Below are 12842 nucleotides of genomic sequence, written 5' to 3' on the forward strand. Positions count from 1 at the left end.
ACCGTGGTGTAGTTGGCCTAACATGCCTGCCTGTCACGCAGGAGATCGCGGGTTCGAATCCCGTCGGTTCCGCCATTAATTCCAAAATTGAATAAGGCTCGGTAGCTCAGTCGGTAGAGCAGAGGACTGAAAATCCTCGTGTCGGCGGTTCGATTCCGTCCCGAGCCACCATGTAATCCTGGAGGATTAGCGAAGTGGCCAAACGCATCAGACTGTAAATCTGCTCCCGTACGGGTTCGGTGGTTCGAATCCATCATCCTCCACCAGTTTTACGAGTCATTAGCTCAGTTGGTAGAGCACCTGACTTTTAATCAGGGTGTCGAAGGTTCGAGCCCTTCATGACTCATCTTTTGAAAAAGAGTGATTGATCATTAATTTGATTAATCACTCTTTTTTTGTTATGGATAATTTATTTATTAATGTGGGAACTCATATGTAGACTGAAAAAGGCGATGCTGCGCAAGATATGATAAAATAATAGAAAAAAGCAGAGTGGTGGCGTTCATTATATGAAGCTCATACCTGATCTAAAACAACAAATTGAAGCAATTATAGGCACTACATTGGATGAATCTGTGTTAACTATAGAAGAATGGAATCAGTTTGCATTAAACTCAGTTGGTCAGGAAGCTAAACAAATGACCCTGAGTGGGACAGAAGGGACCGACGATCTTACACCTCAAGATGAAAGCTCAAATGATCCGGTTACAGATGTACGAAGTTGGACTGCAGAGGAACATGTTTATTTCAAAGTCGGTTTGAATGAACAAGAAGGCAATGTCTTGTGTTGGAGATGTTCTGCTGACTCTGTTACGTTTGAAGTACGGCGATTAATTGAGCTGCTCATTAGCAATCATAATCGATTACTGGATGAAGAACAGCCTGTGATTTATGAAAATGATAGAGAGCAACAGCTTGCTGAATTGGGTCATTGGCTTCGACAGCAGATTGAGCAACCAGCTCAGCAGGAGTCTGTCCCGGATTATTTTTCATTGGCTGGAGAATTGAATACAGAGAAAATCCCATTTTTGCTGCAAGGTGAGACACCTGATGCTCATCGCATTCGTTCCAAGGAACTGAATAAATTGCTCGAAAGTTATTTTGGTGAAGAAATCATACTGATTCCTGTAGGGGCGCAGGAGTGGGTGTTTCTGGGTGATGAAGAGATTGTTACAGGTGAAGCCGAAGAGGATACGACTGAAGCCAGAAAGGATTTGCTAAATGCCTTTTGTCAGGGGCTATATGAATTGATAGCCAGTGAATGGGCGGGTGTATTTCATTTGTCTGCATCCTTACCTTGTATCCCTGCAATGCAATTATCTTCTGTTACGGCGCTTCTTCAGGAAAGTGTTCACCTGGGCAGGGCCTTCCATGTTGCACAGCACATCCATCTCCCTTGGGATCTGCACCTCGCACGTTTGGTAGATAGCATTCCGGTGCAACAACGTCTTCGTTTTATACAGGAAACGGGGAAGGGCACGGTGTTGTTTAGTGATAGTGAGACACTGGCTACGCTCGAAACCTTTTTCAATCTGGATTGTAATGTCAGCGAGACGGCAAAGCGTCTCTTCATTCATCGAAATACCTTGGTATATCGTCTGGATAAGATCAAACAGGAGATTGGATATGATGTCAGGAACTTCGAAAGTGCTGTTCTGGTGCGACTTTTATTGCTTATGTACAAAGTGACGAAAAAGCTCTGATATTTTTGTGCAGTTTGCGAATAGTCAAACATCATGTAAATGGGTTAATATAAAACTACAAAATGTATTCGATTACAAAATGATCTCTGAGGAGGCAACAATCATGGCTGGTGTACGTTTAGAGCATATTTTCAAAAAATACCCGGGTTCTGATAAAGCAACAGTAGTTGATATTAACCTGGACATTAAAGATAAAGAATTTCTGGTACTGGTAGGTCCGTCCGGTTGTGGTAAATCAACAACACTGCGTATGATCGCAGGCCTTGAGGAAATTTCTGAAGGTAAACTCTATATCGGCGACCGTGTCGTTAATGATGTTGCTCCTAAAGACCGCGATATCGCGATGGTATTCCAATCCTATGCCTTGTATCCGCATATGAGCGTATACCAAAACATGGCGTTTGGTCTGAAATTGCGTAAAGTGAAAAAAGATGAGATCGACAAACGTGTACGTGAAGCAGCTAGAATCCTGGATATCGAGCATTTGCTTGAGCGTAAACCTAAGGCATTGTCCGGTGGTCAACGTCAGCGTGTCGCTCTGGGACGTGCGATCGTCCGTGATCCACAAGTATTCTTGATGGATGAGCCTCTCTCCAACTTGGATGCGAAACTGCGTGGTCAAATGCGTGCTGAGATCACTAAACTTGCGAAACGTTTGGAAACAACCGTTATCTACGTAACGCATGACCAGATCGAAGCAATGACAATGGGTGATCGGATCGTTGTTATGAAGGATGGTATCATCCAACAAGCAGCTTCTCCGGAAGAGCTTTACAACCACCCGGCTAACCTGTTCGTAGCTGGTTTCATCGGTTCCCCGACAATGAACTTTATCTCGGGTAAACTGGCTGAGCAAGGTACTAGCCTGCATTTCGTAGCTCCTGGTGTGGATGTTGAAATCCCGCAAGGTAAAGCACAAGTGCTGAAATCAAGAGGATACATTGGCAAAGAAGTGATTCTGGGTGTTCGTCCAGAAGACATTCACGAAGAGCCAGTATTCCTTGAAGCATCCCCGAACTCTGTATTCTCTACACACGTAGATGTAACAGAGAATCTGGGTCACGAAATGCTCCTCTACTTGAGCGGTGTAGGTAACGACACTACAATCGCACGTGTAGACGGACGTTCCAACACTCGTGATGGTTCCACAGTTAAAATGGCAATTGACATGAACAAAGTTCATATCTTTGACAAAGAGACTGAAGTGAACGTTCTTCTTCAAGACTAATAGCACTGCGATTCATCGCTAACGATGGAATCTGTCAGTTACGCAATCATACATTGTAATGTGAGCCCCTTCCGTTATTGCTGGAAGGGGCTTTTTTGACTCATCGATGAATGAAGCCAAGATTGCATTCAGCCCGGAATTCATTTAAGATTATTTGAAGGTTATAAGCTGAGTCGAACAACATGAATGCGCTATTAATGCAATGGAATGACGCTAATGCTGATGTACATAGAGGGCAGCGAATGCTGAAAGGAAGAGACAAATGGCGAAAAAAGTGAAAGTATCTGAGTTGGTACAACAGTTCCAGTTGGAGGTTGTTTCTGGATCTCATGGACTGAAAAGATTCATTACTGTAGACGACTTGAACCGTCCTGGCCTGGAAATGGCCGGTTATTTTGAATATCATCCACAAGAACGGGTACAGCTGCTTGGCAGAACAGAGCTGGCCTTTTTTGCAATGTTGCCAGAAGATGAGCGCCGTGATCGGATGCAGCGCCTTTGTACAGAAGAAACACCATGTATCGTTGTAACCCGTGGACTTGAAGTGCCACAGGAACTGGTTGAGATCAGTGAAGAACAGAATCTGGCTGTGCTTCGCAGTAACATGGCTACAACAATTCTATCCAGCAGGATTACTGGATTCTTGGAGAAGAAGTTGGCGCCTACAGCAACGATTCATGGTGTACTCTGTGATGTATATGGAGTAGGGATGTTGATCACCGGAAGCAGCGGCATTGGTAAAAGTGAAACTGCACTGGAACTGGTGAAACGCGGTCATCGACTGATTGCCGATGATGCGGTAGAAATCCGTCAGACGTCAGACTTCCAGCTGCACGGAACTGCACCGGAATTGATCCGTCACCTGCTTGAAATTCGTGGCGTCGGCATCATCAACGTCATGACATTGTTCGGGGCGGGCGCGGTTCGTAATAACAAACGGATAACACTGGTTGTCCGTCTGGAAGCTTGGCAGCAGGATAAGCAATATGATCGTCTTGGTCTGGATGAAGAAACGACGCGTATTATCGATACGGATGTACCACTTGTAACGATTCCTGTTCGTCCGGGACGGAACTTGGCTGTTATCATTGAAGTGGCGGGAATGAACTATCGCTTGAAACAAATGGGTCTGAATGCTGCACTGCAATTTACGAACAAGCTAACAGCAACGATCTCAGAAGATATGGAAGACATGGACTAAGAGAAGAGAATTAACCATTATATGATTAAAGGCCAATTGTTGACGTGTTCTACTCCCATGCCAGGTGTTGGGAACATGCAGCAATTGGTCATGCGTGTGAATGAGTCAATTTATAGGAGTGTGAATGAATGGATACATTATTACTGTTGAACCCGATTGCGTTCTCCATCGGAGCGTTAAAGGTTCACTGGTACGGGCTTATTCTCGGTACAGCGGCACTTGTAGGTTTGCTGCTCGTCATCCGGGAAGGCAAACGGTATAACATTCCGCAAGAAGTGTTCATGGACATGGTTCTGCTTGGTGTGCCTTCTGCCATTATCGGTGCCCGCATATACTACGTGGCATTTCGATGGGACGATTATAAGGATAATTTCTGGGATGTCTTTAAAATATGGAATGGTGGTATCGCCATATACGGCGCACTGATTGGTGCGATTATATGTGCAGTCATTTTCTTCCGTCGTAAAGGGTATAATTTCTGGCGCATGGCTGATATCTGTGCACCTGGGCTTATCGTTGGGCAGATGATTGGGCGCTGGGGTAACTTTGTAAACCAGGAAGCCTATGGCGGTCCAGTGGAAGAATCGTTTTTGAGAGACAAGCTTCATTTGCCAGACTTTATCGTGAATCAGATGAATGTGGAAGGTGTATTCCATCATCCTGCATTTTTGTATGAATCGATGTGGAGTCTTGTTGGTTTAGTCATATTGTTGGTACTGCGCCGGCAGAAGTTTCTGCGTGCAGGTGAGCTGTTTATGTCCTATTTTATCTGGTACTCGATCGGCCGTTTCTTTATCGAAGCGCTGCGTACTGACAGTCTGGGATTCCAGGCTCCGCAATGGGTTGCTTCCATGGTGAATGGGTTATGGTCTCCGATGACAGCAATGGGCTTTGAGCAAGGATATCTGGATCCAGCATACGGTAACGTAAGAATCTCGCAACTGCTGGCTATTGCCATCATTATTGCTGCGGTAGTCTTCATTGTCGTGAGAAGAATGACAGGCAAGGCAGATGTGCGGTATAGCGATCCGATTGTATCTTCCAAGATTCCTTCAGAATCATCGGATGATATGGTGCATACTGGTCCGGTTGCAGGCAAAGAGGACACGGTAACTCCAGTCTCGGCCAAAGAGGATCTAAAGCAAGCTGAAGAGAAAAAGGAGTAATGCAGCATGATTGACACGGTATTGTTTGATTTGGATGGAACGATTATCGACACAAATGAGCTAATTATTAGCTCTTTCCTTCACGTTATGGAGGATCTGCAGGTGTCCACACCGTGGACCCGGGAACAGATCATTCCTCATATGGGAGGTACACTGGAGAATCAGATGCGTACATTCTCAGGTAAAGAGGATGTTGCTGAGTATGTCAAAGGATATCGAGCGTACAATGATGTACACCACGATGCGATGGTACAACCATTTCCTCACGTCATTGAGGTCATTGAAGCCTTACATCAAGCAGGAATTGTGATGGGTGTGGTTACGACTAAGATTCGTCCATCCACACTTAAGGTGCTGGAGCGTTTCGACCTGATGAAATATATGAAGTCGATAGTGACGGTTACCGATGTAACACATCCCAAACCACATGCTGAACCTGTCCTGAAAGCGATCAAAGAGTTAGGTGCAGATCCTGCCAAAACATTGATGGTGGGTGACAGTCCAGTCGATATTCAATCGGCCCAAAACGCAGGTGCACTTGCGGCAGGCGTAGCCTGGTCGCTTAAGGGAGAGGCCGTATTGAGCGGCTATAACCCGGATTATATTTTGCACGACATGAAGGATTTGCTTACGCTGATTGAAACGGAACGTTCATGAGAAAAGTAACCCGCTATCCCGTAGAAGGCCATAACGCACTTTGGCATATCTATAAGACAGTGAGTCCGTGGAAAGGCGTGCGTAATTTTATCTGGATTCAGTTGTCACGGTACTGCCCGATTCTATCGGTCAAGAACTGGATCTATCGTCGCATGCTTGGCATGAAGGTGGGTAAACATACGGCCTTTGGATTGATGGTTATGGTTGATGTGTTCTTCCCGGAGAAAATTACGGTGGGCGAAAACTCCGTGATTGGTTACAATACCACGATCCTGGCACACGAGTATCTTATTAAAGAATACAGACTCGGTGAGGTGATTATCGGGGAAAATGTACTGATCGGTGCAAATTCAACGATCCTGCCGGGTGTGACCATTGGAGACGGTGCGGTTGTAGCTGCAGGAGCAGTTGTTCATAAGGATGTGGCTCCGGGGGCTTTTGTTGGAGGGAATCCACTTCGTGATCTGTCTCGCTCGGATGCTTCAGCGGAGGAGATCGTCATAAAGACTGAGCCATCTGTTCCGGGAACTTTGGAGTAAGAAGACTCATCATAAGAAATCAAGAACAGGTGAAAACAAAGGAAAGCGGGAAAAATTTAAGGGTATACCGAAAGTGATTTAAGAAACATCTGAAAAGATGGTCAACGAACATACGGAAATTAACCTGAATTGGTTCAGTCAGGGGAAGAAAATAAGTTGAACTCACTGGAATAAGGAAGCTGCTGATGGCAGCTTTTTTCGTATACAAATAAGCAGACTATTCTTCAGCAAGGGGATCAAAATGGAGGATGCGCAACAAGTACACCAAAGGTGCCGGATTGTTGACGATGGATAGTCATTCATGTTATCATATCCCATATCCTTTAGTTTGTTAGCACTTTACCATGTTAAAGAGACAAGATGAAAATTAAGGTTAGTTAAGCATAAATGAACACTTACGAGACACTTTTCGAAGACTGTCTGGCAGCAATAATAAGAAATCAGGTTACAAGATAGAATGGGGATTTACATACATAAATCCTGTGAAATAGAACGTCTACCAATCTTAAATTACTGACTCGGGGTGAATAATACCAATGTCCAAACCAAAAGGCTTTGAAAAACCGACAGGTTTCCGTGACTATACACCACATGTGGTGACCAAGCTCAGAACCATTGAGCGAAATGTACTGGAATGCATGGAACGCTGGGGGTACCGTCAAATCATTACACCAACGATCGAATACTACGATACCGTAGGTGTAGCGAGCTCCACATCCGATCGCAAGTTGTTTAAATTATTGAACAGTCGCGGGACTACGCTGGTGCTAAGATCTGACCTGACAGCGCCGATTGCACGGGTGGTTTCTTCTTTATTGAAGGATGAAGAGCTTCCGCTGCGTCTGTCCTATCATGCCAATGTGTTTCGTTCTATTGAAGAGGAAGCGGGACGTGAGGCTGAATTTTTTCAAACGGGTGTAGAGCTTGTTGGTGATGATTCGCCTGAGGCAGATGCAGAAGTTGTAGCACTTGCAATTGCTTCTTTGCAGGCAGCGGGTGTATCTTCCTTTAAAATTGCGATGGGTCATATGGGATTCCTGAACGGATTGCTGGAGGAAGTCATCCCAGGGCAAACAGCGCAACAGGAGCAACTGAAAGAAGGATTGCTTGGACGTGATTATGTCGGTTATCGCCAATCTATTGAAGCGTTGGATCTGGAGCCGAAGCTGAAGGAACAGCTTGAAGCGATCTTACGTCTGCGTGGAGGTAAAGAAGTATGTACACACGCAGCAGAGTTAAGTTCCAGTAATGAAGCAGCAAAATCGATTGCACATTTGTGTGCGGTATTTGAAGTGTTGGAAGCGTACGGTGTTTCCGAACATGTGTTGATTGATCTAACGATGATTGGCGATTTCTCCTATTATACAGGCATGACATTCGAAGGGTATGCGGCAGAACTCGGATCACCGGTATGCAGTGGGGGACGATATGACAATCTGTTGCAGCAGTTTGGTCGTTCACTTCCAGCTACAGGGTTTGCGCTCAAAACGAACCGAATTATCGATGGTGTTCACGGGATTACAATAGAAGAAAAGAAACCTATACTTATTCAATATACCTCAGAACGCCGGGCAGAGGCTCTAACGGAGGCGGCGAGACTACGCAGCATCGGTCAAAATGTAGTAACGCAACTCCTTCCTAAAGATGGAGCAGAGGCAAGTACGAATACTGGTGCTTTAACAGGCAGCAAGTCAATCCAGGCTGAGCAGGTTATCACATACGGATTTGAAAAAGGAGGGGGACGCTGAGATGTCGGATATTTTGAAGGTTGCCATGCCGAAAGGCCGAATCTATAAGAAAGCCTCCAAATTGTTCCGCGAGGCCGGGCTTGATATTCCCGTTGATGTAGATGATACACGCAAACTGGTGATTGAAGTGCCGGAAGCGGGGATGGAGTTCATCATGGCGAAACCCGTGGACGTGCCTACCTATGTGGAATATGGAGTAGCGGATATTGGGATTGTCGGCAAAGACGTACTGCTTGAAGAAAATCGGGACGTGTACGAATTGTTGAACCTGGGCATCGCACAGTGCCGCATGTCTGTTATCGGGCTACCTGACTGGGCGCCTGGCATTCAGCAGCGGGTGGCAACCAAGTACCCGAGAATTGCTTCGCAATATTTCCGCGAGCAGGGTCAACAGGTAGAGGTCATCAAACTGAACGGTTCCATTGAACTGGCGCCGCTGATTGGTCTGGCTGATCGAATCGTCGATCTGGTGGAGACAGGTCAGACGCTGCGTGAGAATGGACTTGTTGAGATGACAGGTATTCTGGACATCACGAGCCGCCTTATCGCGAATCGGGTAAGCTATCGGATGAAGAACGCAAGAATTCAGGCGTTATGCGATGCACTCCAACAGGTCATTCCAGCATCGAATGAGATGTCTGCGGGGATCTTTCGGGGATAAACCATAGATAAGCAAGAAATGTAAGGTTTAACTGAACGGGAAATGAAGTAACGGAAATAACCAAAGAATGAAACATAGAAGCATGAAATGAGAATCAATAGCAACGACTCTACACATAAATGCCAGGGATTACGCACTACAGGGACAGGGAGGTTGTACGCATGAAAATTTTACCTGCACGGGAATTTGATCTGAAGCGGGAAGTGGAATACGGTACACCGGAGCAAAATGAATCGGTACGGCGTATTGTCGGCGACATTCGCCGGGAAGGGGATGCGGCACTACTGCGTTACACGGAGCAGCTGGACCGCACGAAGCTGACGGCTGCGGAGCTGCGCGTGCCGCAGGAAGAGCTGCAGGCGGCTTATGCAGCCGTAGAGCCTTCTTTCGTGACGGCGATTCGGCAAGCCGCCGCTAACATTCGTGCGTTTCATGAGAAGCAGAAACGCAACTCGTGGATGGATTGGCAGCCGGACGGCAGTCTGCTGGGCCAGGTGATAAGGCCGCTGAAGCGGGTCGGCGTATACGTACCTGGCGGCAAAGCAGCGTACCCTTCGTCAGTGCTGATGAATGTAATTCCGGCACAGGTGGCCGGCGTGCCGGAGATTGTTCTGGTGACGCCGCCGTCTACGAACGGCGGCGAAGGCATTAACCCGTACATTCTCGTGGCTGCTGCGGAAGCAGGCGTGAGCGAGATGTACCGGGTTGGCGGCGCACAGGCAATCGCCGCCCTCGCTTACGGCACGGAGAGCATTGTCCCGGTCGACAAGATCTGTGGACCGGGCAATATTTACGTGGCGCTCGCGAAGCGCGAGGTGTACGGCGCGGTCGATATCGACAGTATCGCCGGGCCGAGTGAGATTGTGGTGCTCGCCGATGATACGGCGAACCCGGTGTATGTCGCCGCAGACCTGTTGTCGCAGGCGGAACATGACGAGATGGCATCGGCCATTCTCGTCACGACCTCGGCCGTGCTGGCGGAAGCCGTGCAGGCCGAAGTGCGGCAGCAGCTGGAGGTGCTGCCGCGGCGCGATATCGCTGCTGCTTCCGTGGAGCAGTATGGCGCGATTATTGTGGTCGATTCCATTGATGAGGGAATCGATGTGGTGAACCGGCTCGCACCGGAGCATCTGGAGATCATGGTGCAGGAGCCAATGGCTTATGCTGGCCGGATAGAAAATGCCGGAGCAATCTTCCTCGGCCCGTATAGCTCGGAGCCGGTAGGGGATTATTTTGCCGGACCGAATCATATTATTCCGACCAATGGAACGGCCCGATTCAGTTCACCTGTGGATGTGGATGATTTTATCAAAAAATCAAGTTTGATCTATTACAGCAAGGAAGCGTTGCTCCAAAACGGAGCGGCTATTATAGAGCTGGCCCGGCATGAAGGGCTCGAAGGACACGCCCGTGCGATCGCTGTACGATTAGAACAGGAAGGAAAGGCGGAATCGGATAATGAATAAGCAAAATAATGGTTTGGACCTTCAGAACAAGGGGGCTGTACGTCAGGCAGAGGTAGACCGCAAAACAAATGAAACGAACATTCAGCTTGCTTTTGCCGTAGATGGAACGGGGCAATCCGAGATTGAAACAGACGTACCATTCCTGAATCATATGCTGGACCTGTTCACGAAGCATGGACAATTCGACCTGAATGTACAGGCGCGCGGCGATGTTGATATTGATGACCATCACACGGTGGAGGATATCGGGATTTGTCTGGGGCAGACACTTCGTGAAGCGTTGGGTGATAAGCGCGGCATTAAACGTTATGCCAGTGTATTTGTGCCGATGGATGAGGCTCTCGCTCAGGTTGTGATTGATGTGAGCAACCGACCTCACTTCGAGTACCGTGCAGAGTACCCATCCCAGCAAGTGGGCAGCTTTTCGACCGAACTGGTGCATGAGTTTCTGTGGAAATTAGCGCTGGAAGCTCGGATTACATTGCACGTTATTGTGCACTACGGGCAAAATACACATCACATGATCGAAGCGATCTTCAAAGCACTGGGTCGTGCACTGGATGAGGCGACTACAATTGATCCACGTGTAACGGGTGTGCCTTCCACGAAGGGAGTGCTGTAGACGATGGCGATTGCAATTGTCGATTACGGTATGGGGAACCTGCACAGCGTCGGCAAAGCAGTCGAACGTCTTGGCTACGAAGCGCTGGTTACAGGTGACCGGGATGCTATTCTTGGTGCAGATGGTGTGATTCTGCCAGGTGTAGGTGCGTTTGGCGATGCCATGGTGCACTTGCGGGAAAATGGTTTGGACGCTGTGGTGAAGGAAGCGGCAGCTGGACCCAAACCGCTGCTCGGGATCTGTCTGGGCATGCAGTTATTGTTCAGCTCAAGCGAGGAGCATGGCGAGCATGAAGGACTTAACATTTTGCCGGGTCAAGTGGTGCGATTCGCACCGGGAGAATTAAAGGTTCCACATATGGGCTGGAATCGATTGGAGTTCCTGCATCCGGAGAATCCACTATTCGCGGGGCTTGAGGCAGGTCATGTCTACTTTGTCCATTCATACCATGCACGTACGGAAGTAGAGAGCGATCTATTGGCAGTAACGGATTACGGACATCCGGTTACGGCGATTGTTGGCAGAGGCTCCAATTTCGGAATGCAGTTCCACCCGGAGAAGAGCGGAGAGCTGGGGATGAAGCTGCTTGGAAACTTCCTGGAATTGACTGGATCGAAGGCGTAATCATAATTTGGAATCATATGATTTTTTAATTTCATCCTTATAGAATAATACGTAGCTAAACTTATATAAAATCTAATCTATATAAATTGAACTAAACATTTACACGAGAACGGAGAGGACAGAAATAACCTGAAGAAGCGGAGCGTTCGCCTTTATCCCCGGATTTTCCCCTTTAAATAAGGGATTCAAAAAAAATCTGGGGATAACAGCGATCGGAAGGTTGTTCTGTCATCGGAGTGGCAAGTGTAAATATTCTTTAGTTTCAATTTATATAGAGACAAATATGAATATATTCAGGAGGCCTTGTATGTCATCTTTTATCATATATCCGGCAATTGATATCCGGGACGGCAAATGTGTAAGACTGGTGCAGGGAGATTACAATCAGGAGACGGTATATAACGATGACCCGGTTCAAGTTGCTCTTTCCTGGGAGAAGCAAGGGGGTACATACGTTCATCTGGTGGATCTGGACGGTGCCAAAGCAGGACATCCGGTGAATGATGAACTGATTGGACGCATTGCTTCGGCCGTTAACGTGCCTGTACAGGTAGGTGGGGGTCTTCGTACAGTAGCTGATGTAGAGCGTTTGCTGGGTCTCGGTGTGAGTCGCCTTATTATCGGAACAGCTGCTATCGAGGATCGCGCTTTTACTGAAGAAGTACTGGGACGATATGGAGACAAAGTAGCGATTGGTATCGATGCACGCAATGGGTATGTGGCAACACGCGGCTGGCTTGAGACATCGGAAGTTCAGGCTGAGGTGCTGGCGAAGGAACTGGCGGCATTCGGTGCGGAAACCTTTATCTTCACGGACATCTCTCGTGATGGCATGATGCAGGGTCCTAACGTGGAAGCGATTGTGTCTCTTGCGAAGGCGAGTGGTCGTACGGTGATTGCTTCCGGGGGAGTTAGTGTCATGGATGATCTGCTTCGTTTAAGCAAGCATGCGGAAGACGGTGTCGGAGGAGCAATCGTGGGCAAAGCGCTGTATACGGGCAGCATCGATCTGTCCGAAGCGGTTCGTGCGGCAAATAAATAATAGCGATACTATATAGGCTCAAATAAACATTTTCACAATAACGGAGAGGACAGAGATAACCTGAAGAAGTGAAACGTTCGCCTTTATCACCGGATTTTCCCTTTAAACGGATCAAAAAATCTGGGGATAACAGCGATCGTAAGGTTGTTCTGTCATCGGAGTGGCTAGTGTGAATGTTCTATAGT

The 12842-nt window shown here is 47.4% G+C and carries 12 protein-coding genes and 3 tRNA genes; all 15 read left to right on the plus strand.

What is annotated here, in order from left to right:
- The first annotated feature begins 95 nt into the window (after positions 1-95).
- The 15 genes from P5G61_RS31155 to hisA all read left to right on the plus strand — a co-directional run bounded on the left by P5G61_RS31155 (position 96) and on the right by hisA (position 12657).
- Positions 96-171: transfer RNA gene (locus P5G61_RS31155), tRNA-Phe, on the plus strand.
- 9 nt (positions 172-180) lie between these two features.
- Positions 181-266, plus strand: a tRNA-Tyr gene (locus P5G61_RS31160).
- Positions 267-273: 7 nt separating this feature from the next.
- Positions 274-346: transfer RNA gene (locus P5G61_RS31165), tRNA-Lys, on the plus strand.
- A 163-nt stretch (positions 347-509) separates the two neighbouring features.
- On the plus strand, positions 510-1703 hold the full coding sequence (locus P5G61_RS31170) for a PucR family transcriptional regulator (RefSeq protein WP_301250002.1): 1194 nt from the start codon (positions 510-512) through the stop codon (positions 1701-1703).
- Between the two features lie 103 nt (positions 1704-1806).
- Positions 1807-2931: an ABC transporter ATP-binding protein gene (locus P5G61_RS31175; RefSeq protein WP_301250003.1), complete on the plus strand. Its 1125-nt coding sequence runs from the start codon at positions 1807-1809 to the stop codon at positions 2929-2931.
- Positions 2932-3193: 262 nt separating this feature from the next.
- Positions 3194-4132 carry an HPr(Ser) kinase/phosphatase gene (gene hprK / locus P5G61_RS31180; RefSeq protein WP_301250005.1) on the plus strand — a complete coding sequence of 313 codons (939 nt, stop codon included), beginning with the start codon at positions 3194-3196 and terminating at the stop codon, positions 4130-4132.
- Between the two features lie 128 nt (positions 4133-4260).
- Positions 4261-5298, plus strand: a complete 1038-nt coding sequence (gene lgt, locus P5G61_RS31185; protein ID WP_301250006.1) for a prolipoprotein diacylglyceryl transferase — start codon at positions 4261-4263, stop codon at positions 5296-5298.
- A gap of 6 nt (positions 5299-5304) precedes the next feature.
- A complete protein-coding gene (ppaX, locus tag P5G61_RS31190; RefSeq protein ID WP_301250007.1) occupies positions 5305-5955 on the plus strand; it encodes a pyrophosphatase PpaX in 651 nt (216 codons plus the stop codon).
- On the plus strand, positions 5952-6494 hold the full coding sequence (locus P5G61_RS31195; RefSeq protein ID WP_053782927.1) for an acyltransferase: 543 nt from the start codon (positions 5952-5954) through the stop codon (positions 6492-6494). The genes ppaX and P5G61_RS31195 overlap by 4 nt, the downstream gene beginning before the upstream one ends.
- 536 nt (positions 6495-7030) lie before the next feature.
- Positions 7031-8242, plus strand: a complete 1212-nt coding sequence (locus P5G61_RS31200; RefSeq protein ID WP_301250008.1) for an ATP phosphoribosyltransferase regulatory subunit — start codon at positions 7031-7033, stop codon at positions 8240-8242.
- Position 8243: 1 nt separating this feature from the next.
- Positions 8244-8903 carry an ATP phosphoribosyltransferase gene (gene hisG, locus P5G61_RS31205; protein WP_301250009.1) on the plus strand — a complete coding sequence of 220 codons (660 nt, stop codon included), beginning with the start codon at positions 8244-8246 and terminating at the stop codon, positions 8901-8903.
- Between the two features lie 161 nt (positions 8904-9064).
- Positions 9065-10369, plus strand: coding sequence for a histidinol dehydrogenase (gene hisD, locus P5G61_RS31210; RefSeq protein WP_301250038.1), 1305 nt, complete (start codon positions 9065-9067; stop codon positions 10367-10369).
- Complete coding sequence (gene hisB, locus P5G61_RS31215; protein ID WP_301250010.1) at positions 10362-10991, plus strand: imidazoleglycerol-phosphate dehydratase HisB; 630 nt, start codon at positions 10362-10364, stop codon at positions 10989-10991. Before hisD ends, hisB begins: the two co-directional genes overlap by 8 nt.
- Before the next feature lie 3 nt (positions 10992-10994).
- Positions 10995-11615: an imidazole glycerol phosphate synthase subunit HisH gene (hisH, locus tag P5G61_RS31220; protein ID WP_301250011.1), complete on the plus strand. Its 621-nt coding sequence runs from the start codon at positions 10995-10997 to the stop codon at positions 11613-11615.
- A 307-nt stretch (positions 11616-11922) separates the two neighbouring features.
- A complete protein-coding gene (gene hisA / locus P5G61_RS31225; protein WP_301250012.1) occupies positions 11923-12657 on the plus strand; it encodes a 1-(5-phosphoribosyl)-5-[(5-phosphoribosylamino)methylideneamino]imidazole-4-carboxamide isomerase in 735 nt (244 codons plus the stop codon).
- The last annotated feature ends 185 nt before the right edge of the window (positions 12658-12842 follow it).

Source organism: Paenibacillus vandeheii (assembly GCF_030433635.1).
GTDB lineage: Bacteria > Bacillota > Bacilli > Paenibacillales > Paenibacillaceae > Paenibacillus > Paenibacillus vandeheii.

Coding starts and splice junctions, on each gene's coding strand:
- P5G61_RS31170 (WP_301250002.1), top strand. CDS start 510: ATGAAGCTCATACCTGATCTAAAACAACAAATTGAAGCAATTATAGGC.
- P5G61_RS31175 (WP_301250003.1), top strand. CDS start 1,807: ATGGCTGGTGTACGTTTAGAGCATATTTTCAAAAAATACCCGGGTTCT.
- hprK (WP_301250005.1), top strand. CDS start 3,194: ATGGCGAAAAAAGTGAAAGTATCTGAGTTGGTACAACAGTTCCAGTTG.
- lgt (WP_301250006.1), top strand. CDS start 4,261: ATGGATACATTATTACTGTTGAACCCGATTGCGTTCTCCATCGGAGCG.
- ppaX (WP_301250007.1), top strand. CDS start 5,305: ATGATTGACACGGTATTGTTTGATTTGGATGGAACGATTATCGACACA.
- P5G61_RS31195 (WP_053782927.1), top strand. CDS start 5,952: ATGAGAAAAGTAACCCGCTATCCCGTAGAAGGCCATAACGCACTTTGG.
- P5G61_RS31200 (WP_301250008.1), top strand. CDS start 7,031: ATGTCCAAACCAAAAGGCTTTGAAAAACCGACAGGTTTCCGTGACTAT.
- hisG (WP_301250009.1), top strand. CDS start 8,244: ATGTCGGATATTTTGAAGGTTGCCATGCCGAAAGGCCGAATCTATAAG.
- hisD (WP_301250038.1), top strand. CDS start 9,065: ATGAAAATTTTACCTGCACGGGAATTTGATCTGAAGCGGGAAGTGGAA.
- hisB (WP_301250010.1), top strand. CDS start 10,362: ATGAATAAGCAAAATAATGGTTTGGACCTTCAGAACAAGGGGGCTGTA.
- hisH (WP_301250011.1), top strand. CDS start 10,995: ATGGCGATTGCAATTGTCGATTACGGTATGGGGAACCTGCACAGCGTC.
- hisA (WP_301250012.1), top strand. CDS start 11,923: ATGTCATCTTTTATCATATATCCGGCAATTGATATCCGGGACGGCAAA.